Genomic DNA, 21514 nt, shown 5'->3' on the forward strand with positions numbered 1-21514 from the left:
GGGGCGGCTTGGCGCGCGTGGCGCTTACCGCGCAGCCGGCGCCGTGGCCGCGGCTTGCAGATGCTGAAGGATCACCTGCCCGCCGCACAGGATGTCATCGCTGATCGCGCGGGCGGCGGCCGGGCCGTCATGGGCGCGGATGGCGGCCAGCACCGGGTAGTGGAAGTCGAGCATGTCGTCGCCGCCGGCACTGTAGACGTCGGCAATCAGCGGCCCCATCTGCAGCCAGATGCGGTACAGGATGCCCTGCAGGAAGGGCATGCCGGCGATATCGACCAGCGCGAAGTGAAAGCGCTGGTTGAGGTCGCAGCCGCGGGCGGTGTCGCCGTCGGCAATCGCCTGTTCGTTCTGCCGTACCAAGTCTTCCAGCAGTGCGATCTGCTCGGCGCTGGCATTCTGCGCCGCCATTTCTGCGGCCAACCCTTCCAGTTTGATGCGGATGGCGCGGATCTCCAGATAGCGTTCTACCGTCATGTGCGGCACGCGGATGTCGCGCGCCGACTTCATCGCCAGCGCCTGTTCCTGCACCAGCCGCAGGATGGCATCGCGCACCGGGGTGACGCTGGTGCCCAGCCGCGCCGCCAGTTCGCGGATCTTCAGCCGCTCTCCCGGCTTGAGCTTGCCCTGGATCAGGGCATTGCATAGCAGGTGGTAGACGGTGCTGCCGAGGTTGTCGTGTTCCAGCGTGTCCAGCGCGTCGGTCATGGTGGGGCGTGCCGCAAGATTGAGTTGACCCGATTCTAGCATCGGCGCCAGAAAATATGATGCATCAAATAAACAAAAGGGCCGCTTACGTGGGGCGTGCAAGGTTGGCCGCAGGGTGGCAAGACCGGCGCGGCCACGCTTGGCGGCAGTCGCCATCACGCGGCGCAGTGCTGGACGTGCCGTGCTTGCAATTAAAAAATGCAACAAATATGATGCATCATAAATGTGATTGCCGTACTGTCACGGTAAATCAGCCTGCGCCGCGCGGCCGGATCGCTCGCGATGTGTCAGTGCCAGCGCCCAATCAACCAGGAGTCTGCAATGCCGGATAAAAAGCGTTACATGCTGTTGACGGGGGCCAGCCGCGGCATCGGCCACGCCACCGTCAAGCTGTTCCAGGAACACAACTGGCACATCTTTACCGTGTCGCGGCAGCCGTTTTCCGAGGACTGCCGCTGGCCGTCGGCGCGCGCCAGCCATGTGCAGGCCGATCTGGCCGACCTGTCCTGCCTCGATGCGCTGGTGGCGGAGGTGCGCAGCCGGCTGCCGGGTGGCGAATTGCACGCACTGGTGAACAATGCCGGCATCTCGCCCAAGGGGCCGAATGGCGCGCGGCTGGGCATTCTGGGCAGCGATATGGACACCTGGGGTAGGGTGCTGAACGTCAACCTGGTGTCCACCGCGCTGCTGGCGCGGGCGCTGTTCCCGGAGCTGAAAAAAGGGCAGGGCAGCATCGTCAACGTCACCTCGATTGCCGGCTCGCGGGTGCACCCGTTTGCCGGCGTCGCCTATGCCGCATCCAAGGCCGGCTTGGCGGCGCTGACCCGCGAGTTGGCGCACGAGTTCGCGCCGCACGGCATCCGCGCCAATGCCATCGCCCCCGGCGAGATCGACACCGCCATCCTGTCGCCGGACACCGCCAAGATCGTCGAGCACGATGTGCCGATGCAGCGGCTGGGCACGCCGCACGAGGTGGCGGAGGCGATCTACTTCCTGTGTTCCAACCGTTCCTCCTATATCAACGGCTCGGAAATCCACATCAACGGAGGCCAGCATGTCTGACAGCGCCATCGACCAGCTGTTTTCCACCATGGGCAGCGCCACCTCGCCCGAGGCCGCCAGCGAACTGCTGTGGCAGCACTACGGCCTGCGCGGCAGCGCCAGCCCGCTCAACAGCGAGCGCGACCAGAACTTCCACATCCACGGCGACGACGGCGAGCAGTACGTGCTGAAGCTGACCCACCCGGCGGAGGCGCGCGGCGTCACCGATTTCCAGACCCGCGCGCTGCTGCATGCCGCCAGCCGCGACCCGGCGCTGCCGATCCCACGCGTTATCCTGCGGCTGGATGGCGCGCCGTATGCGGCGATAACGCTGGCGGATGGCACGCAGCGGGTGCTGCGCCTGTTCAGCTACCTTGGCGGCCAACCTTTGCACCAGATCACGCGCTCGGCCGCGCAGCGTCGCGACCTGGGAGCAACGCTGGCGCGGCTGGATCTGGCGCTCAGCGATTTTGCGCATCCGTCCGCCGATCACGCGCTGCTGTGGGACATCCAGCACAGCGAGCGGCTGCAGCCGCTGCTGGCCGAGCTGCCGCCGGGGCCACAAACCGACACCCTGGCGGCGTTCGTCGCGCATTTCCAGCGCGAGATCCAGCCGGCGCTGGCCGGGCTGCGGCGGCAGGTAATCCACAACGATCTCAACCCCTACAACGTGCTGGTCGACCCGCAGGACCAGATCACCACCAGCGGGCTGATCGACTTTGGCGACATGGTGCAGGCGCCGTTGATCAACGAGCTGGCGGTGGCCTGTTCCTACCAGCTGTCCGGTAATGCCAACCCGCTGGATAGCGCCGCCGAGCTGATTGCCGGCTATCACCAGCGATGCCCGCTGCGGCGCGAAGAAGTGCTGCTGCTGTACGAGCTGATCCTCACCCGGCTGTGCATGACGGTGACCATCACCGGCTGGCGCGCCAGCCGCTACCCGGAAAACAAGACCTACATCCTGCGCAACAACGGCCTGAGCTGGGACGGCCTGCAACGGCTGCAAGCCATTGGCCGCGAGCAGGCGCAGGCATTTTTGCTGCAAGTGTGTGGCATGAAAGGACAAGCATGAGCAGCAAGGACCAACGCATGGCCAATGCCTTCGACCCGGCTACCGCCGGCAGCCTGCCGGCGCGCGAACAGGCGCTGATCCAGCGCCGGCAGCAGGTGCTGGGGCAGGCGTACCGGCTGTTCTACGAGCAGCCGCTGCACGTGGTGCGCGGCGAGGGGGTGTGGCTGTACGACGCGGACGGCAACGCCTATCTCGACGTGTACAACAACGTCGCCTCGGTCGGGCACAGTCACCCGCGGGTGGTGGACGCCATCGCCCGCCAGGCGGCGACGCTGAACACCCACACCCGCTACCTGAACGACATCATCCTCGACTACGCCGAGCGGCTGCTGGCCACCCTGCCGGCGGCCACCAGCCAGGCGATGTTCACCTGCACCGGCAGCGAGGCCAACGATCTGGCACTGCGGCTGGCGGCCAACTACAGCGGCGGTGCCGGCGTGATCGTTACCAGCCATGCCTATCACGGCGTCACCAGCAGCGTGGCGGCGTGCTCGCCGGCCTTCGGTCACAACGTGCCGCTGGGCGTGCACGTGCGCACCGTGCCGGCGCCCGACGCCTACCGTTACCCGGACGATGACGAGGGTGAGGATGTAGGGGCGCGCTTTACCCGCCACGTAGAGCAGGCCATCGCCGACCTGCAGCGGCACGGCATCCGCCCGGCGGCGCTGCTGGTGGACACGCTGTTTACCAGCGACGGCGTGTTTGCCGAGCCGGCAGGCTTTCTCGCCGGTGCCGTCGACGCCATCCGCGCCGCCGGCGGGCTGTTCATCGCCGACGAAGTGCAGGCCGGTTTCGCCCGCAGCGGCAGCCACTTCTGGGGCTTTCAGCGCCACGGCGTCACCCCGGACATCGTCACCATGGGCAAGCCGATGGGCAATGGCCACCCCATCGCTGGGCTGACGGCACGGCCGGAGATCATCGACGCCTTCGGCCGCCAGGTGCGCTACTTCAATACCTTTGGCGGCAACCCGGTGTCGTGCGTCGCGGGCCTCGCGGTGCTGGACATCATCCGCGACGAGGGCCTGCAGCAGAACGCGCGCGACACCGGCGCCTATCTCAAGGCCGGCTTTGACACGTTGGCCGCAAAACACGCGCTGATCGGCGATGTGCGCGGCGCCGGTTTCTTCCTGGGGGTGGAGCTGGTGACCGACCGGCAGCGCAAGACGGCGGCCACGGCGGAAACCGCCCGCATCGTCAACGCGCTGCGCCAGCGCCAGATCCTGATCAGCGCCACCGGCCCGGCCGGCAACATCCTCAAGGTGCGGCCGCAGCTGCCGTTCTCGCGCGCCAACGCCGACCAGCTGCTGGCCACGCTGGACGAGGTGCTGGCCGGGCTGTAGCGCGGGGGCAGGGCCGCGGCGCGCGTCAGGACGGCAGCGGGTTCAGGTTTTGAGTAGCGCAATCACTTCCTCGTCTTCCACCTGCGGGAAGTGGCGGTAGAACTGGCCGACGGCCTGGAAGTAGTGCGGCGCGTGCAGGCAGACCACCGCGTCGGCCAGCGGGCGCACCAGCTCCAGCGCGTCGGGTGAGGCCACCGGCACGGCACAGACCAGCCGGGCGGGCTTTTTGTGGCGCAGCGCGTGCAGCGCCGCCAGCATGGTGGCACCGGTCGCCAGGCCGTCGTCGACCACGATCACCAGCCGGCCGGCGGGATCAAGCGGCGGCCGGATCGGGGTGTAGCTTTCCCGCCGCGCGCGGATGGTCGCCAGCTGCGTCTGTTTCTCGCGCTCGATGTAGTCCTGATCGGCGCCCATGGCCGCCGCGTAGGGCGCCAGGTAGGTCCAGCCGCTTTCATCGATGGCTCCGACGGCGGTTTCCGCATGGCGGGGTGCGCGCAGCTTGCGCACCAGCACGACATCGAACTCCCCGCCCAACTCGTCGGCGAGCAGCTTGGCCATCGGCACCGCGCCGCGCGGGATCGCCAGCACCAGCGGGTGCTGGTCGCGGTAGGCGTGCAGCCGTGCGGTTAACTGGCGCGCGGCATCATGGCGGTCTGCAAACATGGCGTTTTCCGTCCGGGTCAGTGGGGGCGGTCGGGCTGCAACAGCTCGATCCTGAAGTCGCTTTCAAACGGCGGCACGTGGCACTCGATGATGTCCGGGGGCGCGATCTCCAGCCGGGTGCCGACCACGTCGGCGGCCAGCGGCAGACAGCGGCCGGCCCGCTCCACTAGCACCGCCACACGGATGGCGGCGGGCTGCTTCTGCACCAGATAGTCCACCACTTTCAGGATGGAGTGGCCGCTGTAGAGCACGTCGTCGACCACCAGCAGGGTGTAACCGGAGAGATCCAGCGCCGCGTGCTGCGCCTGCTCGGTGAGCTGCGTTTCCGGGTGCAGCAGGGTGAGATCGTCGGCGTAGCGCTTGACCAGCAGGTCCAGCCGCAACGGCGGTGCCATGCCATGCACCGCCTGCAGCCGCTCGGTGAGCAGGTCGGCCAGTGGCGCGCCACGGCGGCGAATGCCGATCACCGCCACGCGTTGCCGGTCGCGCAGCAAGCCGGCGCTACGGGCGGCCATGGCATCGAGCAGATCCGCCAGTTGCGCCTCGTCGAACAGGCAGGTTCGTGAACCGGGTGTCATGGCGGGAATGACCTCGCTGCAAGTTGGCCCCAGTGGCCGCATCAGGCAAGGTTGGCCGCAAGCACACGCGGCAGCACCCTTGTTGAGGCGGGCTGTCCTGTGTATAGCAAGCGGCCCGGCGCCGGGCAAGCCGGGGGCAAACGTCGGGCGGCACCGCCGACGGCTCGCGTCTGGCGGCGAGGTGGTGCGCATTGCAGTCCGCATAGCGCCCCCTTATAAAGAACCTAGCGAGCAAGGGCCGATCGACTGGCCGCAGGCCGCCAGCAGCCCGGAGAAGTGTCATGTCGGAACCGCAGCAGGTGATGGGCCATACCCTGATACACAAATCCGCGTCGCTGCGGCCAGGTCCCAATCTGGCCGATTACGCGCAGACCGCCGCGCAGTTCCGCTGGGACGAGGCGGCCAACATGCTGGACGGCCTGCCGGGCGGCGCGGGGCTGAACATTGCCTACGAGGCGGTGGATCGCCACCTGGTGCATGGTCGCGGCGACAGGATCGCGCTGCGCTGGCTGGGCAAGAGCGGCACGCGGCGCGAGCTGAGCTACGCCGCACTGGCGCAGGCCAGCAACCGCTTTGCCAACGCGCTGCACGGCCTGGGCGTGCAGCCGGGCGAAGGCGTGTTCCTGCTGATGGGGCGGCTGCCGGAGCTGTACGTGGCGCTGCTGGGGGCGCTCAAGGCGCGCTGCGTGGTGACGCCGCTATTCTCGGCCTTCGGCCCGGAACCTATCGCCACCCGCGCCGGGATGGGCGACGCCCGCGTTCTGGTAACCACACCGGAGCTGTACCAGCGCAAGGTGCAGGGCCTGCGCCAGCGGCTGCCCGGCCTGCAGCATGTGATCATGGTGGGCGCGGCGCCGGCCGGCGATACCAGCCTGCACGGCTGGGATGCGCTGCTGGCGGCGGCCTGCCCGGATTACACCATTGCGCCCACCGACCCGGAATCCGTCAGCCTGCTGCACTTCACCAGCGGTACCACCGGCAAGCCCAAGGGCGCCATGCATGTGCACGCGGCGGTGCTGGCGCATGCGGTGACCGGCCGTTACGCGCTAGACCTGCACGACGATGACGTGTTCTGGTGCACCGCCGACCCCGGCTGGGTGACCGGCACCAGCTACGGCATCATCGCGCCGCTGGTGTGTGGCGTGAGCAATGTGGTGGTGGAGGCGGAGTTCGATGCGCAGAGCTGGTACCGCGTGCTGGCCGAGGAGCGCGTCACGGTGTGGTACACCGCGCCCACCGCCATCCGCATGATGATGAAGCTGGGCGCGGAGGCGCTGCAGGGCTTTGAGCTGTCGGCGCTGCGCTTCATGGCCAGCGTGGGCGAGCCGCTGAACCCGGAGGCGGTGCTGTGGGGGCAGCAGGCGTTCGGCCTGCCGTTCCACGACAACTGGTGGCAGACCGAGACCGGCGGCATCATGATCGCCAACTACGCCGCCATGGACATCAAGCCCGGCTCCATGGGCAAACCGCTGCCCGGCATCACCGCCGCCATCGTGCAGCGCGACAGCAGCGGCCTGCGACTGATCGACACGCCGGATACCGATGGCGAGCTGGCGCTGCAAACGCCATGGCCATCGATGATGCGCGGCTACCTGCACGAGGACGAGCGCTACCGCAAATGCTTTGTCGATGGCTGGTATCTGACCGGCGATCTGGCGCGGCGCGATGCCGACGGCTACTACTGGTTTGTCGGCCGCGCCGACGACGTGATCAAGTCGTCCGGCCACCTGATCGGCCCGTTCGAGGTGGAAAGCGCGCTGCTGGAACACCCGGCAGTGGCCGAGGCCGGGGTGATCGGTATCCCCGACCCGATGGCCGGCGAGGTGGTGAAGGCCTTCGTGGCGCTCAAGCCGGGCTTTGCGCCGGACGAGGCATTGCGCAGCGAACTGCTGGGCCATGCCCGCAAGCGGCTGGGCGCAGCGGTGGCGCCCAAGCAGATCGAGTTCCGCAGCAACCTGCCCAAGACCCGCAGCGGCAAGATCATGCGCCGGCTGCTGAAAGCGCGCGAGCTGGGGCTGCCGGAGGGCGATCTGTCCACCCTGGAAAGCGACGAAAAATGAGGGCGGCCCGATGAGCGACAAACTGCACCTGGACCGCGCCGGTCTGCACCGCCTGTATCGGGAGATGCAGCGCATCCGCCGTTTCGAGGCGCGCTGCGTCGCCCTGTACCAGGCACAGCAGATACGCGGCTTCCTGCACCTGTACGACGGGCAGGAGGCGGTGGCGGTGGGCGTGAGCTCGGCGCTGGACGCCGGCGACGCGGTGCTGGCGACCTACCGCGAGCACGGCCACGCGCTGGCCAAGGGCGTGCCGATGGACGCGCTGATGGCGGAGATGCTGGGCAAGCAGCAGGGCTGCTGCCGTGGCCGCGGTGGCTCCATGCACCTCTTCGACCAGTCGCGCCGCTTCTACGGCGGCAATGCCATCGTCGGCGGTGGGCTGCCGCTGGCGGTGGGCATCGCGATGGCGGACAAAGCGCTGCGCCCGGGGGCGGTGACGGCGTGCTTCTTTGGCGAGGGCGCGGTGGCCGAAGGAGCGTTTCACGAAAGCCTGAACCTGGCCGCGCTGTGGCAGCTGCCGCTGCTGTTCGTGTGCGAAAACAACCTGTACGCGATGGGCGTGCCGCTGGCGGAGTCCGACGCCCAGCCCGAGGTCTACCGCAAGGGCGCCGCCTATCGCGTGGCGGCGGCGCAGGTGGATGGCATGGACCCGGTCAAGGTGGCGGCGGCGGCCAGACTGGCGGTGGCACAGCTGCGCGCCGGGCACGGCCCCTACCTGCTGGAGTGCCGCACCTATCGCTACCGTGCGCATTCCATGTTCGATACCCAGGCCTATCGCGGCAAGGACGAGGTGGAGCAGTGGCGCCAGCTGGACCCGATCACCCGGCTGCAGGACTGGCTGCTGGCCAGCCAGCAGATCAGCCAGCAGGAGCTTGCCGGCATCGATGCCGATATCGCCGCGGAAATCGAGGCGGCGGTGGCCTTTGCCGAGGCCGGCACGCCGGAACCGCTGGCCGCGCTGACGCAGTATGTGCTGATGGACAGCGTGGTGCAGGAGCAGACGCCATGAGCACCATCACCTATCGCGAAGCCTGCCGCCAGGCGATCCGTTCGGCGCTGCTGGCCGACCCGCGCTGCTTTGTGATGGGCGAGGACGTGGGCCACTACGGCGGCTGCTATGCGGTAACCAAGGGCTTGCTGGAGGAGTTCGGCCCGCAGCGCATCCGCGATACGCCGCTGGCGGAAAACGGCATTGCCGGCGCCGGCGTGGGCGCGGCGCTGGCCGGGCTGCGGCCGATTGTCGAAATCATGACCTGCAACTTCAGCCTGCTGGCGCTGGACCAGATCATGAACAACGCGGCCAGCCTGTCGCACATGTCCGGCGGACAGTTCGCGGTGCCGCTGGTGATCCGCATGGCCACCGGTGGCGGCCGCCAGCTGGCGGCGCAGCACTCGCACAGCCTGGAAGGCTGGTACGCGCACATTCCGGGGCTGAAGGTGCTGGTGCCGGCCACGGTGGAAGACGCCCGCCACATGTTGGCCGCAGCGCTGGCCGACCCCAACCCGGTGCTGATTTTCGAGCATATCGTGCTGTACAACGCCGAGGGCGAGCTGGACGAGGCGGTTGGCGGCGTGGACATCGCCCACGCCAAAGTGCGCCGCAGCGGCACCGACCTCAGCCTGGTGACCTATGGCAACAGCCTGCCCAAGTGCCTGGCCGCCGCTGACGAATTGGCCGCAGCCGGCATCCAGGCCGAGGTGATCGACCTGCGCGTGCTGCGGCCGCTGGACAGCGCCACCGTCATCGCATCGGTGAGCCGCACCCACCGCTGCCTGATCGTGGACGAAGGCTGGCGTAGCGGCTCCATCTCCGCCGAGATCGCCGCCCGCGTCGCCGACGAGGCGCTGTACGAGCTGGATGCGCCGCTGCGGCGGGTATGCAGCGCCGAGGTGCCGGTGCCCTACGCGGCGCATATGGAAGCCGCGGCGCTGCCGCAGGTGGCGGACATCGTGGCCGCCGCCCGCGCGCTGCTGCAGCCGGCGGGGTAGCGCATATGGCCGACTTCCTGATGCCCTCGCTGGGCGCCGACATGGAGACAGGCAAGCTGGTGCAGTGGCTGGTCAAGCCCGGTGATCGCGTCAAGTCCGGTGACGTGGTGGCGGTGGTGGAGACGCACAAGGGCGCCATCGACGTGGAAATCTTCCTCGATGGCGTTATCGACAACCTGGCGCCGCTGGATCAGGAGGTGCCGGTGGGGACCGTGCTGGCCACTGTGCGGCAGAGCGGCGAAACCGCCGCGCAGGCTGTGGCGGCCGTTGCTCCGGCAGCTGTTAGCATACCGGTGCCAGTCATGACGGAGGCCAGCGCAGAGCCAGCCCGCTCTGTGGCCAACGTTGGCCGCATGCGCGTCAGCCCGGCGGCGCGGCAGCGGGCGCAGCAGCTGGGCGTGGAGTTGGCGGCGCTGGTTGGGCGCGGGACAGGCGAGGGCGGTGCCGTCTGCCTGCGCGACGTCGAAGCGGCCGTGTCCAGACACCCGGCAGAGGCGGCAGCCGCGACCGGCAGCGACGTGCATCGCGGTTTCGACCCGGCGCAGATGCGGCAGGCCATCGCCGCGGCGATGGGCCGTTCCAAGCGCGAGATCCCGCACTACTACCTGACCGACAGCATCGACTTCGGCGTCGCCGCGCAGTGGCTGGCGGCCTGGAACGCCGAGCGGCCGCCCGAGCAGCGGCTGCTGGCGGCGGTGCTGCTGTTGAAGGCCTGCGCGCGGGCGCTGCAGGCGTATCCGCAGTTCAACGGCTTTTATGAGGACGGCGGCTTTCGGGCCGCGGCGGGCATCCATCCCGGCTGGGCCGTCTCGCTGCGCGGCGGCGGGCTGGTCGCCCCGGCCATCCACGACGCGGACCGCCTGAGCCTGCCGCAGCTGATGACCGCCATGCGCGATCTGGTGCAGCGGGCACGGGCGGGCAGCCTGCGCAGCTCGGAGCTGGCCGACCCGAGCATCACCCTGACCAACCTCGGCGAGCGCGGCGCCGAGAGCGTGCTGGGGGTGATCTACCCGCCGCAGGTCGCCATCATCGGTTTTGGCCGCGTGCAGCCGCGGCCGTGGGTGCTGGACGGGCAGCTGGCGGTGCGCGAGATGCTGAGTGTGAGCCTGGCGGCGGACCACCGGGTGACCGACGGTCACTTGGGCGGGCAGCTGCTGGCCGCCATCAATGACGCCCTGCAGCACCCGGACACGCTATGAGAATCGAACAAGGAGACGAGGCATGGATAAGGACGACGTGATGGCGCTGGTCGGCAAGGTACTGGCCGGCATCGCCCCGGAGGCCGATCTGGCCGGGGTCGGCGACGACGAGGACCTGCGCGCGGCGCTGGATCTGGACTCGATGGATTTTCTCAACCTCATCATCGGCCTGAGCCAGGGCAGCGGGATGGCAATCGCCGAGAAGGACTACCCCAAGCTTTTCACCATCAAGGGCATTCAAGATTTCTTGTCTTGAATGTCCTTGTCGAGGTCCGCGATGCCAGCTTGGTGCTGGTTAGTCTTACTGCGGAACATCCGCAGGCGTATGACCGGCGGTCGTGTTTGCAGGCCTTTACTGGACATGAGTCAGTTGCGGCTACCGCTGCCTGATGGCAGCGGCGGTGCAGTGCCCATCGTCAAAGCCCCGGGTCAGATGCCCATGACGGCATTGACCGGGATTGAGATGCGCGACTCGCTGCCAGCGTGGGCCTCGGTGCCATGTTCCAGCCAGTTGGGGAACACCAGTAGCTGGCCGGCTTCCGGGGCAATGGAAATCTCGCTGCCGGCGTTGGGGCGCAAGCTGCCCTGCCACGGCGACAGCAGCGCGCCGGGGCGCGGGTCGCGCAGCACGATGGGCCCGCTGCCGGCGGGTACCTTCAGGTAGTAGCAGGCGCTGAGCAGGGCACCGGCGTGATTGTGGAAGGTGTTGTAGCCGCCGGCGTCATGCACATTGGCCCAAGCTTTCAGCTGATAGCGGTGCAGTGGCGGGCCCATTTCGTTGAAGATGAAATCGAAAACGGTGCGCACCGCCTGTGCCAGCGGCAGAAAAAGCGGGTCGTCAAACAGTGTCTGCACACTGTTCCAGCCCATGCGGTTGGAGCGTCCCTCCGCAACCGGATTCTGCTGCCGCCACGACTCGATCTGTGCTGTCCATTGCGGCACGTGTTCGTTCAGGGCTGACAGGCTGACCGACCAGACCCGGGTCGGAAACAGCTCCATATGGGCAAGATTGAGTTGTTGCATCGAGGTATTTTTCAATGTTTGTTTATAAAGTGCGCTGAATAGCAGCAGTTTTGCTGTGAGGGCTGTGTGCCGACAGTTTGGGCTCTTGGCGGCGTAACGCCTGTATTGACAGCCTTTTGCCCCCGATTTTCGGGTGTGAAAAACCACAGTCTGGATAATAAGGCGGCCGTTGCTATGACATTTTATTTTCAAGTTGTCCTTATGTAATCACAATGTCGCCACCCGTACCAGACTAGGAATCGCTATGCCTACCCCATTCTCCACCCGTCCTGCCTGCGGCCAACCTGCCAGCAAGCAAAAACCGCTGGTGCTGGCCACCGCCGCCGCCTTCTTCGCCTTGGCCGCCGGTTCGGCGCAGGCGACTCCTTGCACCACCTCCGTCACCACCGAGACAACTACGGCGGAGACGGTATGCAGCGACCTGACCGTTAGCTCTGCCGGCAAGATCGATGTGAGTGGCAGCACAGCCGTTACCGTCAGTACTGGCAGCGAGTTTTCTACCTCCATTGACAACAGTGGCCGCATCACCGGCAATACTGCGATTTATGTGCAGGATACCTCAGGTACTTACAGCACCCAGATCAACAACAACAGCAGCGGCGTGATTGTGGGGCAGAACTATGCGGTGAACCGGGCAGGCAGCCCGGGGCAGAACGTCAATATCTTTAACGAGGGCCAGATCGCTGGCTCCATCGTCGCTACCAACCTGACCAATGCTGGCGGTGGTGTGGTGACGCTCAAGAATGGCGCCGACAAGGATGACCTACGCAACAGCGGTAGCGCTGGCTACGGGGTGCTGAGTGGCTACTTTTCCCAAGAGTCCGACGCCACGCTGCGGGTTGCCATCGTCTCCACCAGCGTCGAAGCTAGCTACAGCTACCTGCAGGCGGCCAACGTTGAGCTGGACGGCACGCTGGATGTGGACGTAAAAGCCAACAGCGGCCTGAGCCTGAGTTCCGGCATGAGCTCGTTTGGCATCATTCACACTACGGCTGGCAGCATCAATGGTGCCTTCTCCCAGGTCACCGACAACAGCGCGCTGTTCAACTTTACTACCCGACTGGGCACGTTGGTTTCCAACCAGCAGACGCTGTATATCGACGCCGTGCGCGCGCTGACGGTGGAGCAGGCGGCGCGTGACAACAGCAATACTCCGGGGCTGGGTGCGGCACAGGTGCTGGACTCCGGTGCCGCCGGTCTGCAAGAAGTGGTCGATGCGCTGGGCCAGCTGGCTACCGCGCAGGAAGTGTCCGACGCGGTGTCGCAGACCCTGCCGCTGCATACCGGTGCTTCCATCGCCGCGACGCAGGATGCGCTGGCCAGCGTCAACCAGATCGTGCAGGCCCGTATCGAAGGCAGTACCGGTCTGTCGGCCGGTGACCAGGCGTTCAGTGACCGCCATGTGTGGGTCAAACCGTTCGGTTCCTGGGCGGAGCAGGAAAACCGTGACGGCGTGGCCGGCTATGATGCGCGCACCCGTGGCCTGACGGTCGGGATCGACGGTGCGCTCTCGTCGCAGCTGCGTCTGGGGGGCGCGCTGGCCTATGCCAATATTGACATCGACGGCAAGTCCACGGTCGCGAAGCAGAGCAGCGAAGTGGATGTTTATCAATTGGTCGGCTACGGCAGCTACAGCCTGGACGAGCGCACCAACCTGAATTTCCAGGTGGATATTGGCCAGGGCAACTCGCAGGGCGAACGCCAGATCGCGTTCACCCAGTCGGTGGCCGCGTCGGACTATGACAGCTTCACCGCGCATGCCGGCCTGGGTATCGGCCGCAACTATGTGCTGGATGAGCGCACGAGCATCACACCATCGCTGCGTGCCGACTACACCTGGATCAAGGATCAGGCCTACAGCGAAACCGGTGCCGGCGCACTGAACCTGCAGGTGCAAAGCCGCAAGTCGGATGCACTGGTACTGGCGCTGGAAGGCAAGCTGATCAGGGATCTTGGCAACGGCACCCAGCTGCAGGCCAACCTCGGCGTCGGTTACGATACGCTCAACGAGCGCTCGTCCATCGTGTCGGCATTTGCCGGCGCGCCCAATGCGGCGTTTGTCACCTACGGTGCGGACCCGAGTCCGTGGCAGGTGCGTGGCGGCTTTGGCCTGACCCACAAAACCGCCAGCGGCATGGAAATCACCGGCCGTTACGATGCGCTGTACAAGACCGACTTCCTGAACCAGACCGTGTCGGTCAAACTGCGCTGGATGTTCTAAGCCTGCCGCATGCATGACTGACCATGGCAGTGGCTCGCGCCACTGCCATTTTTTATGTTTTTTTTTTCATGACCTACATACTCGAGTTGCAGCCTGCCCGTTCGCCGGTCTACCGCTATGGGCTGTCCCAGCCTGTACAGGCCCTCCGCTTCCGCTCTGCGGCGCTGGCGCCAGACTCCGACTGGCTGGCGGCCGACCGCTGGCTGGCGGAGACATTCCGGCTGGCGGTTACGCCCGCTGCTATGGACCCCTTGTGGTCTGAGGACGAACAGCGCGTGGCGCAGTGGGCCTGGCGCTTGTTGCAGTTGGCCGCACAGCTGCAGCGGCTGGCGCGCATCCCGGTATTCACGCCGGGGGTGATCACGCGCCTGCTGCCGGCAGCGGCGGATGGCTGGCTGGTAGAGGCTGCGATTGCGCAAGTGGCGTATTTTCCGGCGGCGGATGTCACACGCTGTTACGAGGCCGCCGCCATCGTGCTGTGCGGCTATCTCGCCAACCCCGGCCACTTTTCCGCCAGCGAAGTGTTGTACCGGCAACTGGAGGCGACGCTGATCGGGCCGTTGTGCCGGCACAATCCGACCGACGACACCACCTTGTCGCTGCTGGCCGCCGCCACGGCGGCCGAACTGCCGTGGCAGCATCTGGGGCAGGGCTGCTACCAGATCGGCTGGGGCAGCCATGCGCGACGGCTGCAGCAGGGCGGGCTGGGGACGGATTCCATGCTCGGCATCCAGGTCAGCGGCAACAAGGTGCTGACCCGGCGCTGGCTGGCCAGTGGTGGCATGCCGGTGCCAGAGCAGCGGCTGGTGGCGACGGAGGCCGATGCGGTACAAGCATGGCGCGAGATGGCGGCACCGCTGGTGTTCAAGCCGGCAAGCGGCGAGGGCGGGCAGGGGGTGAGCGTCGGTGTGGCTAGCGAGGCTGCCGCTCGTCAGGCCTTCCGGCTGGCGGCAGCCGTGGCCGACGAGGCGATTGTCGAACGTGAGGTCGCCGGCGATACCCACCACTTGCAGGTAGTGGATGGCGAACTGCTGTTCGTGATACGCCGCCGGCCGGTGACGCTGGTCGCCGATGGCCGTCATGATCTCGCGCACTGCCTGGCTGCGGAGAATAGTCGGCGACAGGAAGAGATGCTGTGGTGGCGCCTGCCGCCGCTGCCGCAGGATCAGGCCGCGGCCGCTTGCCTTGCTCGGCAGGGCTATGGCTGGCACAGCATTCCGCCCGCCGGCACGCCGCTCTACCTGCGCGAGATCCCTAACAATATCGACGGTGCGCATAATGAGGATGTGACCGAGCTGGTGCATCCGGACAACATCGCGCTGGCCTGCCGTGCCGCCCGCCGGCTGGGGCTGGCGATGGCCGGGGTGGATATCATTTCGCCGGACATCCGGCGTCCGTGGCATGAAAACGGCGCGGTAATCAACGAGGTCAATCATGCACCGCAGCTGGGCGCCGGCACGTGGTACCGGCGCTATCTGACCGCCATGCTGCGGCAGCTGTGGCCTGCTGGCGGCCGCATCCCGGTCGAGGTCTATATCGGCGCCGCGGCCGCGCTGGCAACGGCACGCCAGCGGCAGGCGGCGTGGACGGCACAGGGCGTCAGCTGCTTTATCTGTAGCGATGAGTACTGTCTCGATGCGCACGGCCAGCCACTGGCGATGACGGGAGACGCTGCTCACCGGCTGCAGGCGCTGTTGCTGGAGCACCGGGTGCAGGCCGTGCTGCTGGTGAGTAACGGCCACTGGCTGGCAGCCGGGCTGCCGCTCGACCGCATTTCTCGGCTGGAGGTGGTGGCCGAGACCCCGTGCGGCCAAGCGCCGGCGGAGGCCGGGCACTGGCTGGCGCTGCTGCAAGCGTACCTGCCACCCGCAGAAGAGGCGTAGCGATGACGATGACGACCTTGCCTTCCCTTGCTGACCGCACGCCCCTGCAAGCACAACAGGTGTTGAGCATCCGTCTCGGCCTGCTGCCGGCCGACATGAGTTGGCCTTTGCTTGATGCCTGGCTGCACGCCTGGCTGGAGTCGCCGTTGGTCGAGCCCGCGCGGCTGGACTCGCCGCATGACCCGGTCGAGGCGCAGCTGCAGCGCCTTGCCTGGCGCATAGCCGCCGCCACGCCGGCGCTGTTGCGCGCCTGCGGCATACCGCTGCTGGCCGACGGCAAGGTGCTGGCCATCACGCCGCCGCAGGACGCGGCGGCACCATGGCAGTGCGACATCGCCTTTGCGCAACTGGATGGCGTACCGGCCGCACTGCTGCTGCAGGCCTGTGATTGCTGTGTCCGCTGGCTGCAGGCGGTGGCATGGCAGGTGGCGGGCAGTGATCCGCTGTCCGCATTTTTCCAGTCGCTGGTGCAGGACATCCTGCCGCGGCTGCTGCCGCACGCCATCGCCGCGCCGTCCGGCATGGCACTGCTGCAGGCTGCGGCCAACCTTGGCATTCCGTGGCGGCACGAGGGCAACGGCGTGTTCCAGCTGGGCTGGGGCGTACAGCTGCGACACGCCTTCACCAGCCGGCTGGATAGCGACTCCTCGATCGGCATCCGCGCGGCGAGCAACAAGCAGTTGGCCGCGCAGTGGTTGCGACAGGCGGGGCTGCCCACGGCGGTGCAGCGGCTGGTCGGTAATGGCGAACAGGCCAGCATCGCGGCACAGGAACTGGGCTGGCCGCTGGTGGTGAAACCGCTGGCGCGCGATCGTGGCGAAGGGGTCAGCACCGGGATCGGCAACCACTCGCAGCTGCAGCTGGCGCTGGACAAGGCCGCGCACTTTGGCTGGCCGCTGCTGCTGGAGCAGCAGGCCCCCGGCGTCTGCCATCGCATTCTGGTGGTCGGCGGTCGGGTGATGTATGTGGTCAAGCGCCTGCCGGTGGCGGTGCAAGGCGATGGTGTGCGCAGCATCCAGGCGCTGCTCGATACGGCCAACCTGCAGCAGCTGGCCCTGCCGCCGTGGCGCCGCGCGCCGCCGTTGCGGGCCGATGACGACACCCGCGCCTGCCTGCGCGAGGCAGGACTGCAGCTGGCGTCGGTGCCGGCGGCGGGGGAGTGGATCGCGTTGCGTGCGATCGAGTCGTCGGCCGATGGTGGTCGCGACGAAGACATGCTGGCGGCCGCCCACCCGGACAATCTGGCGCTGGCGCTGCGTGCGGCGGCGCTGTTTGGTCTGGAGGTGGCCGGCATCGACATGATCACGCTTGACATCGCCCAGCCCTGGCATGCCAATGGCGCCATCATCAACGAGGTCAATGCCGCGCCGGCGCTGGGCGCCAGCCAGAGTTCGCGCGACGCGATGCCGCTGCTGATGCAGCAGCTGTTCCCGACGGGGGGGCGTATCCCGGTCGAGCTGTTCGTTGGCGGCGCCATGGCGGAGGCGGCGGCACGGCAGCGCCGCGACGAGCTGCACCGTGCCGGGGTGGCATGCTACTTCACCACCGCGCAGCACAGCGAGGACGCTACCGGGCAGCGCCATCACCTGGCCTGCGACAGCCTGTACCAGCGCTGCCTGGCGCTCCTGAGCGACCGCAGCGTGGGCGCGCTGACGATTGCCGTCACGCTGGCGCAGTGGAAGGAGGAGACGCTGCCGCTGGATCGGGTGGCGCGGGTACTGCAGTGTGCAGACGCATGAGCCGTGAAGGGCGCCCGCCGGCTGGTGTCATCGGCACGCGGCGGTACTGAATCGCCGTTGCGGCCAACCTTGCCGGGCGGCAGTGCTTCCACCACGCGAGCGCTGCCGCCTCACGCCCGCTGCACCAGGGCCGACAGCACGAAGCAGGTATTGATGTTCTGCACGCCGGGCAGGGTGCTGATCTGGCTCCAGATCTGGTTGATGCGCTCGTGGGAGTCGGCTTCCAGCCGCACCATCAGGTCGATCTCGCCGCTGAGGATGGCGCAGTCCACCACTTCCGGGATCTTGGCGATGACGCTGGTGACATCGGCGCCGCGCATGCGGTCCTTGCGGTACACCAGCATTACGGCACGAACCGTGTCCGCGTTGCTGTTGCCGGCGCGGCGGATGGTGTAGCCGCTGATCACCTTTTGCCCTTCCAGGCGGTCGATACGTTGCCGCACCGATTGCCGCGACAGGCCCAGCCGGGTGGCAAGCGTCGCCAGCGGAATGCGGGCGTCGGCAGTCAGCTCATCGAGAATTTGATGGTCGATTGCGTCGAGTTTCATGGTTGGGTCAGCTCCGGAACGGGCGGTGGCGCCGCCCGCTGGGGGTCACAGTGTGGCAAGCGCCTGCAGTACGTCGCGCTTCAGGTCTTCGACATTCTCGATGCCGACCGAGTAGCGGATGAAGTTGAGCGGGATGTCGGCGGCCTGCATCTGCGCCGGACTCATGGTGCCGGCCCACATCGCGGCGGTGTGGATGGCCAGCGAGTCGACGCCGCCGAGGTTGCCGGCGTTGTGCGGGATCTGCAGCGCGGCGACGAAGCGCTCGGCCTCGGCGTAGCCGCCGCGCACGCCAAACGCCACCACGCCGCCGTAGCCCTGCATCTGCGTGCGCGCCAGCTCGTGCTGCGGATGGCTCTCCAGCCCCGGGTAGTACACGCGCTCGACCTGCGGCTGCTGTTCCAGGAAGCGGGCCAGCGCCAGCGCATTGGCGTTGATGCGCTCGACGCGCATCGGCAGTGTGCGCAGGCCGCGCAGCAGCAGCCAGGCATCCATCGGCGACAGCACCGCGCCCAGCGTGATGTGGGTGTGCCAGATTTCCTCGGCCAGCGCCTTGCTGGTGCAGATCACGCCGCCGCTCATGTCGTGGTGGCCGCCCAGGTACTTGGTGGCGCTGTGCACCACGATGTCCACCCCCAGCGCGTGCGGACGCTGGTTGATCGGCGAGGAGAAGGTGTTGTCGGCCATGGTCAGGATGCCGTGTGCGCGGGCCACGCGGGTGACGGCGGCGATGTCGGTCAGCATCAGCACTGGGTTGACCGGGCTTTCCAGCAGAATCAGCCGCGTGTTGGGGCGGATCGCCGCTTCGAAGGCGGCGGCGTCTTCCTGTTCTACCAGCGTCACCTCGATGCCGAAGCGCGGCAGCATGTCGTCCAGCAGCTTGCTGGTGCTCATGTAGTGCCGGCGCTGGCCGATGACGTGGTCGCCGGCCTTGACCAGCGCCAGCACCGTGGTGGCGATGGCGCCCATGCCGGAGGCGGTCACCAGTGCCGTCTCGGTGCCCTCCAGCTGCGCCATCACGGTTTTTACCCGTTCGTGCACCGGGTTGCCGTAGCGGGTGTAGTTGCGCGGGTGCTGCGGCTCGCTGGACATGGCAATGAATTCGGCGCTGTCCTCGGCCTTGAACACCGCCGAGTAGTGGATGGCCGGCGCGACACCCTTTTCGTCAGTGAGGTCGGCATCGGCATGAATCACCATGGTTTCCAGTTGATAGTCCATATTGTTCTCGCTGGGTTGGTTGCACGCCGACAGGGTCAGCGCAGTTGGTGTCGGTTCAGGCGCGCCTCGCCGTACCTGGTCAGCAGCGACAGCACGGCGGCGATGACGATGTAGAGCAGGCCGGCCAGCAGCAGCGCGTCGGTGGTGTAGGACTCGATCGACAGCCGCCGCGCCACCCCGGTGAGATCGAGCACGGTGATGGTGCTGGCCAGCGCTGTGGACTTCAGCTGCAGCACGATCTCGTTGCCCAGCGTCGGCGCCGAGATGCCGATGGCGCGTGGCACCACGATGTACCAGGTGACCATCAGCCGGCTCATGCCGAAGGCGGTGGCGGCCTCCTTTTCGCCGGCCGGCACGCCGAGAATGCCGCCGCGGATGTCTTCCGCCATGTAAGCGGCCAGGTTCAGCGTCAGCGCCAACAGCGCGCAGGGGAAGGCATCGCCGACCAGCAGCCACAGCGCGGAATCGCGCACCCATTCGAACTGGGCCAGGCCATAGTAGAGGATGAAGATCTGCACCAGCAGCGGCGTGCCGCGAAACGCGGACATGAACAGGCGGCTGGGCAGTGCGATCCAGCGCCGCGGCGAGCTGCGCGCTACCGCCAGCGGCACCGCCAGCGCGAAGCCGAGCACGCAGGAGAGCAGCAGCAACTGCAACGAGATCCACAGTCCGTCAAGCAGCGCCGGCCACGATTGGCTCAGTAGCAAGGCAAGTTGGTCCATGAGGGTTCCTTTCACGCCGGGCTGGCATAGCCGCGGTTGGCGCGTTTTTCAAAGTAGGCAAACGCTGGGTTGGAGACGGCCAGCAGCAGCAGGTAGATCACCGCCACCGCGGCGTAGAACACGAACGGTTGCTTGGTGAACTGCGCGGCGATATTGGCCTTGCGCAGCATGTCTTCCAGCCCGACGATCGACACCAGCGAGGTGTCCTTCAGCAGGTTCTGCCACATGTTGTTGAGGCTGGGCAGGCAGATGCGCCATGCCTGCGGCAGCTGCACGCACCAGAAGATCTGCCAGCGCGACAGGCCGTAGGAGCGCGCCGCTTCCAGCTGCCCCTTGGGCACCGCCAGGAAGGCGCCGCGGAATACCTCGGACGCATAGGCGCCGAACACCAGCGCCAGCGCCACCACGCCACCGGCGAACGGGCTGAGGCTCAGCGTGCCGGCGAAGTAGGTGTTGATCAGGTTAGACAGGCCGAAGTAGCAGATCAGCAGGATCAGGAATTCGGGAATGCCGCGCAGGACGTTGCTGACCAGATGGGCGCTCTGTCGCAGCCAGGACAGTGCCGACATCTTGGCGGCGGCGCCGGCCAGCCCCAGCAGCAGGCCGAAGCAGAGCGAGGTGAACGCCAGCTCCAGGGTCAGGGCAGCGCCTTCCAGCAGCTGAGCGCTGTAGTCGAATAGTGCAGCCATGGAGAGTCTCCAGTGCGGGCCGCCATGCAGGCGGCCCGGCGGGTGGGGTTATTGCGGCAAGATGCTGAACGGGAAGTAGCGCTTGTTGACGGCCTGGAAGTAGCCGTCCTTGTGCACGCCGAGAATGGCGAGGTCGAACTGCGCCTTGAGCTTGCTGTCGCCCTTGCGCACGGCGATGGCGGTGCCGGCGCCGAAGATGGCGTCGTCGCTGATGGCCTGGCCGGCCAGGGCGAAGCCCGCCTGCTGGCCGCCCTTGGCCAGCCAGTCGTGGGCCACGGTGCTGTCGGCGAACACCGCCTGGATGCGGCCGGACTCCAGATCCAGCCAGGCGGAATCCAGCGACTGGTAGACCTTGACGTTGATGCCGCTGCTGCTGGTCGGCAGGCGGTTGCGGAAATAGCTTTCATGGGTAGAGGCGGTCTGCACGCCGACGGTCTTGCCGCGCAGCGTGGCCGGCTGGTTGCTGATGCCGCTGCCCTTCTTGGCCACCAGGTGGACCGGTGCGGTGGTGAAGATGCGGCTGAAGTCCACCGACTTTTCCCGTTCCGCGGTTCTCGACATCTGCGCCAGTACCGCATCGATCTGGCGGGCCTTCAGCGCCGGGATCAGTGCGTCGAAGTCCATGGTCACCCACTGACAGGTCACTTTCATCGCGGCGCACATCTTGTTGCCGATTTCGATCTCCATCCCCTGCAGCTTGCCGGAGGCGTCCTTGTATTCGAACGGGGCGTAGTCGGCGAGGGTGCCGATGCGGACGACCTGTTGTGCGTGGGCGGTGCTGATCAGGGTCAGGGCGGTGAGGGCTGAGAACACGAGCTTTTTCATGG

The 21514-nt window shown here is 67.1% G+C and carries 20 protein-coding genes; 11 read left to right on the forward strand and 9 right to left on the reverse strand.

Translation table 11 applies throughout. The features are described 5' to 3' along the window. Positions 1–24: 24 nt before the first annotated feature. Entirely contained in the window at positions 25–747 is a 723-nt protein-coding gene (locus PQU89_RS00450) for a GntR family transcriptional regulator (protein WP_272764100.1), read from the reverse strand. A gap of 279 nt (positions 748–1026) precedes the next feature. On the opposite strand from PQU89_RS00450, the gene PQU89_RS00455 reads away from it, so the two are divergent. From PQU89_RS00455 to PQU89_RS00465, 3 genes are read left to right on the forward strand one after another with little or no spacing between them, the layout of a single operon-like run. Further along, complete coding sequence (locus PQU89_RS00455) at positions 1027–1767, forward strand: SDR family NAD(P)-dependent oxidoreductase (RefSeq protein ID WP_272764101.1); 741 nt, start codon at positions 1027–1029, stop codon at positions 1765–1767. Then, a complete protein-coding gene (locus PQU89_RS00460) occupies positions 1760–2818 on the forward strand; it encodes a phosphotransferase (protein ID WP_272764102.1) in 1059 nt (352 codons plus the stop codon). Before PQU89_RS00455 ends, PQU89_RS00460 begins: the two co-directional genes overlap by 8 nt. Next, positions 2815–4158 (forward strand): aspartate aminotransferase family protein, encoded by a 1344-nt coding sequence (locus tag PQU89_RS00465; RefSeq protein ID WP_272764103.1) that lies wholly within the window; start codon positions 2815–2817, stop codon positions 4156–4158. The genes PQU89_RS00460 and PQU89_RS00465 overlap by 4 nt, the downstream gene beginning before the upstream one ends. Positions 4159–4200: 42 nt before the next feature. On the opposite strand, the gene PQU89_RS00470 is transcribed toward PQU89_RS00465, so the two are convergent. Continuing rightward, positions 4201–4821, reverse strand: coding sequence for a phosphoribosyltransferase (locus tag PQU89_RS00470; RefSeq protein ID WP_272764104.1), 621 nt, complete (start codon positions 4819–4821; stop codon positions 4201–4203). Positions 4822–4838: 17 nt separating this feature from the next. Next, positions 4839–5399 carry a phosphoribosyltransferase family protein gene (locus PQU89_RS00475; RefSeq protein ID WP_272764105.1) on the reverse strand — a complete coding sequence of 187 codons (561 nt, stop codon included), beginning with the start codon at positions 5397–5399 and terminating at the stop codon, positions 4839–4841. Between the two features lie 281 nt (positions 5400–5680). On the opposite strand from PQU89_RS00475, the gene acsA reads away from it, so the two are divergent. The 5 genes from acsA to PQU89_RS00500 are packed head-to-tail and all read left to right on the forward strand — an operon-like array spanning position 5681 to position 10903. Continuing rightward, positions 5681–7459, forward strand: coding sequence for an acetate--CoA ligase (gene acsA / locus PQU89_RS00480; protein WP_272764106.1), 1779 nt, complete (start codon positions 5681–5683; stop codon positions 7457–7459). Between the two features lie 10 nt (positions 7460–7469). Next, a complete protein-coding gene (gene pdhA, locus PQU89_RS00485; RefSeq protein ID WP_272764107.1) occupies positions 7470–8468 on the forward strand; it encodes a pyruvate dehydrogenase (acetyl-transferring) E1 component subunit alpha in 999 nt (332 codons plus the stop codon). Continuing rightward, on the forward strand, positions 8465–9448 hold the full coding sequence (locus PQU89_RS00490) for an alpha-ketoacid dehydrogenase subunit beta (RefSeq protein ID WP_272764108.1): 984 nt from the start codon (positions 8465–8467) through the stop codon (positions 9446–9448). Before pdhA ends, PQU89_RS00490 begins: the two co-directional genes overlap by 4 nt. A 5-nt stretch (positions 9449–9453) precedes the next feature. Then, on the forward strand, positions 9454–10647 hold the full coding sequence (locus tag PQU89_RS00495; RefSeq protein ID WP_272764109.1) for a dihydrolipoamide acetyltransferase family protein: 1194 nt from the start codon (positions 9454–9456) through the stop codon (positions 10645–10647). A 22-nt stretch (positions 10648–10669) separates the two neighbouring features. After that, positions 10670–10903 (forward strand): acyl carrier protein, encoded by a 234-nt coding sequence (locus PQU89_RS00500; RefSeq protein ID WP_272764110.1) that lies wholly within the window; start codon positions 10670–10672, stop codon positions 10901–10903. 173 nt (positions 10904–11076) lie between these two features. Here the strand turns inward: PQU89_RS00500 and PQU89_RS00505 are convergent, their stop codons facing one another. Then, the gene (locus PQU89_RS00505) at positions 11077–11670 is read right to left on the reverse strand and encodes a TIGR02466 family protein (RefSeq protein WP_272764111.1); all 594 of its coding nucleotides are present in this window, start codon (positions 11668–11670) and stop codon (positions 11077–11079) included. 244 nt (positions 11671–11914) lie between these two features. Here PQU89_RS00505 and PQU89_RS00510 point away from each other — a divergent pair, with 244 nt between their 5' ends. The 3 genes from PQU89_RS00510 to PQU89_RS00520 all read left to right on the forward strand — a co-directional run bounded on the left by PQU89_RS00510 (position 11915) and on the right by PQU89_RS00520 (position 17513). After that, positions 11915–13891 (forward strand): autotransporter family protein, encoded by a 1977-nt coding sequence (locus PQU89_RS00510; protein ID WP_272764112.1) that lies wholly within the window; start codon positions 11915–11917, stop codon positions 13889–13891. A gap of 68 nt (positions 13892–13959) precedes the next feature. Next, entirely contained in the window at positions 13960–15774 is a 1815-nt protein-coding gene (locus tag PQU89_RS00515; protein ID WP_272764113.1) for a hypothetical protein, read from the forward strand. 2 nt (positions 15775–15776) lie between these two features. After that, positions 15777–17513, forward strand: a complete 1737-nt coding sequence (locus PQU89_RS00520; RefSeq protein ID WP_272764114.1) for a hypothetical protein — start codon at positions 15777–15779, stop codon at positions 17511–17513. A gap of 110 nt (positions 17514–17623) precedes the next feature. Here PQU89_RS00520 and PQU89_RS00525 read toward each other — a convergent pair whose 3' ends face one another. Genes PQU89_RS00525 through PQU89_RS00545 form a run of 5 tightly spaced genes read right to left on the reverse strand, consistent with a single transcriptional unit; the run spans position 17624 to position 21512 of the window. Then, positions 17624–18061 carry an Lrp/AsnC family transcriptional regulator gene (locus PQU89_RS00525; RefSeq protein WP_272764115.1) on the reverse strand — a complete coding sequence of 146 codons (438 nt, stop codon included), beginning with the start codon at positions 18059–18061 and terminating at the stop codon, positions 17624–17626. A gap of 45 nt (positions 18062–18106) precedes the next feature. Then, the gene (locus tag PQU89_RS00530) at positions 18107–19276 is read right to left on the reverse strand and encodes a trans-sulfuration enzyme family protein (protein ID WP_272764116.1); all 1170 of its coding nucleotides are present in this window, start codon (positions 19274–19276) and stop codon (positions 18107–18109) included. Positions 19277–19311: 35 nt separating this feature from the next. Then, on the reverse strand, positions 19312–19998 hold the full coding sequence (locus PQU89_RS00535) for an ABC transporter permease (RefSeq protein ID WP_272764117.1): 687 nt from the start codon (positions 19996–19998) through the stop codon (positions 19312–19314). A gap of 11 nt (positions 19999–20009) precedes the next feature. Next, positions 20010–20687 (reverse strand): ABC transporter permease, encoded by a 678-nt coding sequence (locus PQU89_RS00540; RefSeq protein ID WP_272764118.1) that lies wholly within the window; start codon positions 20685–20687, stop codon positions 20010–20012. Positions 20688–20735: 48 nt separating this feature from the next. Continuing rightward, positions 20736–21512 carry an ABC transporter substrate-binding protein gene (locus PQU89_RS00545; RefSeq protein WP_272764119.1) on the reverse strand — a complete coding sequence of 259 codons (777 nt, stop codon included), beginning with the start codon at positions 21510–21512 and terminating at the stop codon, positions 20736–20738. Positions 21513–21514: the final 2 nt, after the last annotated feature.

The organism is Vogesella indigofera (assembly GCF_028548395.1).
Taxonomy (GTDB): Bacteria; Pseudomonadota; Gammaproteobacteria; order Burkholderiales; family Chromobacteriaceae; genus Vogesella; species Vogesella indigofera_A.

Excerpts from the sequence above, each read along its gene's own strand:
- PQU89_RS00490 (WP_272764108.1), top strand. The coding sequence starts at position 8,465 with ATGAGCACCATCACCTATCGCGAAGCCTGCCGCCAGGCGATCCGTTCG.
- PQU89_RS00530 (WP_272764116.1), bottom strand. The coding sequence starts at position 19,276 with ATGGACTATCAACTGGAAACCATGGTGATTCATGCCGATGCCGACCTC.
- PQU89_RS00475 (WP_272764105.1), bottom strand. The coding sequence starts at position 5,399 with ATGACACCCGGTTCACGAACCTGCCTGTTCGACGAGGCGCAACTGGCG.
- PQU89_RS00535 (WP_272764117.1), bottom strand. The coding sequence starts at position 19,998 with ATGGACCAACTTGCCTTGCTACTGAGCCAATCGTGGCCGGCGCTGCTT.
- PQU89_RS00540 (WP_272764118.1), bottom strand. The coding sequence starts at position 20,687 with ATGGCTGCACTATTCGACTACAGCGCTCAGCTGCTGGAAGGCGCTGCC.
- pdhA (WP_272764107.1), top strand. The coding sequence starts at position 7,470 with ATGAGCGACAAACTGCACCTGGACCGCGCCGGTCTGCACCGCCTGTAT.
- PQU89_RS00470 (WP_272764104.1), bottom strand. The coding sequence starts at position 4,821 with ATGTTTGCAGACCGCCATGATGCCGCGCGCCAGTTAACCGCACGGCTG.
- PQU89_RS00510 (WP_272764112.1), top strand. The coding sequence starts at position 11,915 with ATGCCTACCCCATTCTCCACCCGTCCTGCCTGCGGCCAACCTGCCAGC.
- PQU89_RS00545 (WP_272764119.1), bottom strand. The coding sequence starts at position 21,512 with ATGAAAAAGCTCGTGTTCTCAGCCCTCACCGCCCTGACCCTGATCAGC.
- PQU89_RS00515 (WP_272764113.1), top strand. The coding sequence starts at position 13,960 with ATGACCTACATACTCGAGTTGCAGCCTGCCCGTTCGCCGGTCTACCGC.
- PQU89_RS00455 (WP_272764101.1), top strand. The coding sequence starts at position 1,027 with ATGCCGGATAAAAAGCGTTACATGCTGTTGACGGGGGCCAGCCGCGGC.
- PQU89_RS00525 (WP_272764115.1), bottom strand. The coding sequence starts at position 18,061 with ATGAAACTCGACGCAATCGACCATCAAATTCTCGATGAGCTGACTGCC.
- PQU89_RS00520 (WP_272764114.1), top strand. The coding sequence starts at position 15,777 with ATGACGATGACGACCTTGCCTTCCCTTGCTGACCGCACGCCCCTGCAA.
- PQU89_RS00500 (WP_272764110.1), top strand. The coding sequence starts at position 10,670 with ATGGATAAGGACGACGTGATGGCGCTGGTCGGCAAGGTACTGGCCGGC.
- PQU89_RS00465 (WP_272764103.1), top strand. The coding sequence starts at position 2,815 with ATGAGCAGCAAGGACCAACGCATGGCCAATGCCTTCGACCCGGCTACC.
- PQU89_RS00450 (WP_272764100.1), bottom strand. The coding sequence starts at position 747 with ATGCTAGAATCGGGTCAACTCAATCTTGCGGCACGCCCCACCATGACC.
- PQU89_RS00505 (WP_272764111.1), bottom strand. The coding sequence starts at position 11,670 with ATGCAACAACTCAATCTTGCCCATATGGAGCTGTTTCCGACCCGGGTC.
- acsA (WP_272764106.1), top strand. The coding sequence starts at position 5,681 with ATGTCGGAACCGCAGCAGGTGATGGGCCATACCCTGATACACAAATCC.
- PQU89_RS00460 (WP_272764102.1), top strand. The coding sequence starts at position 1,760 with ATGTCTGACAGCGCCATCGACCAGCTGTTTTCCACCATGGGCAGCGCC.
- PQU89_RS00495 (WP_272764109.1), top strand. The coding sequence starts at position 9,454 with ATGGCCGACTTCCTGATGCCCTCGCTGGGCGCCGACATGGAGACAGGC.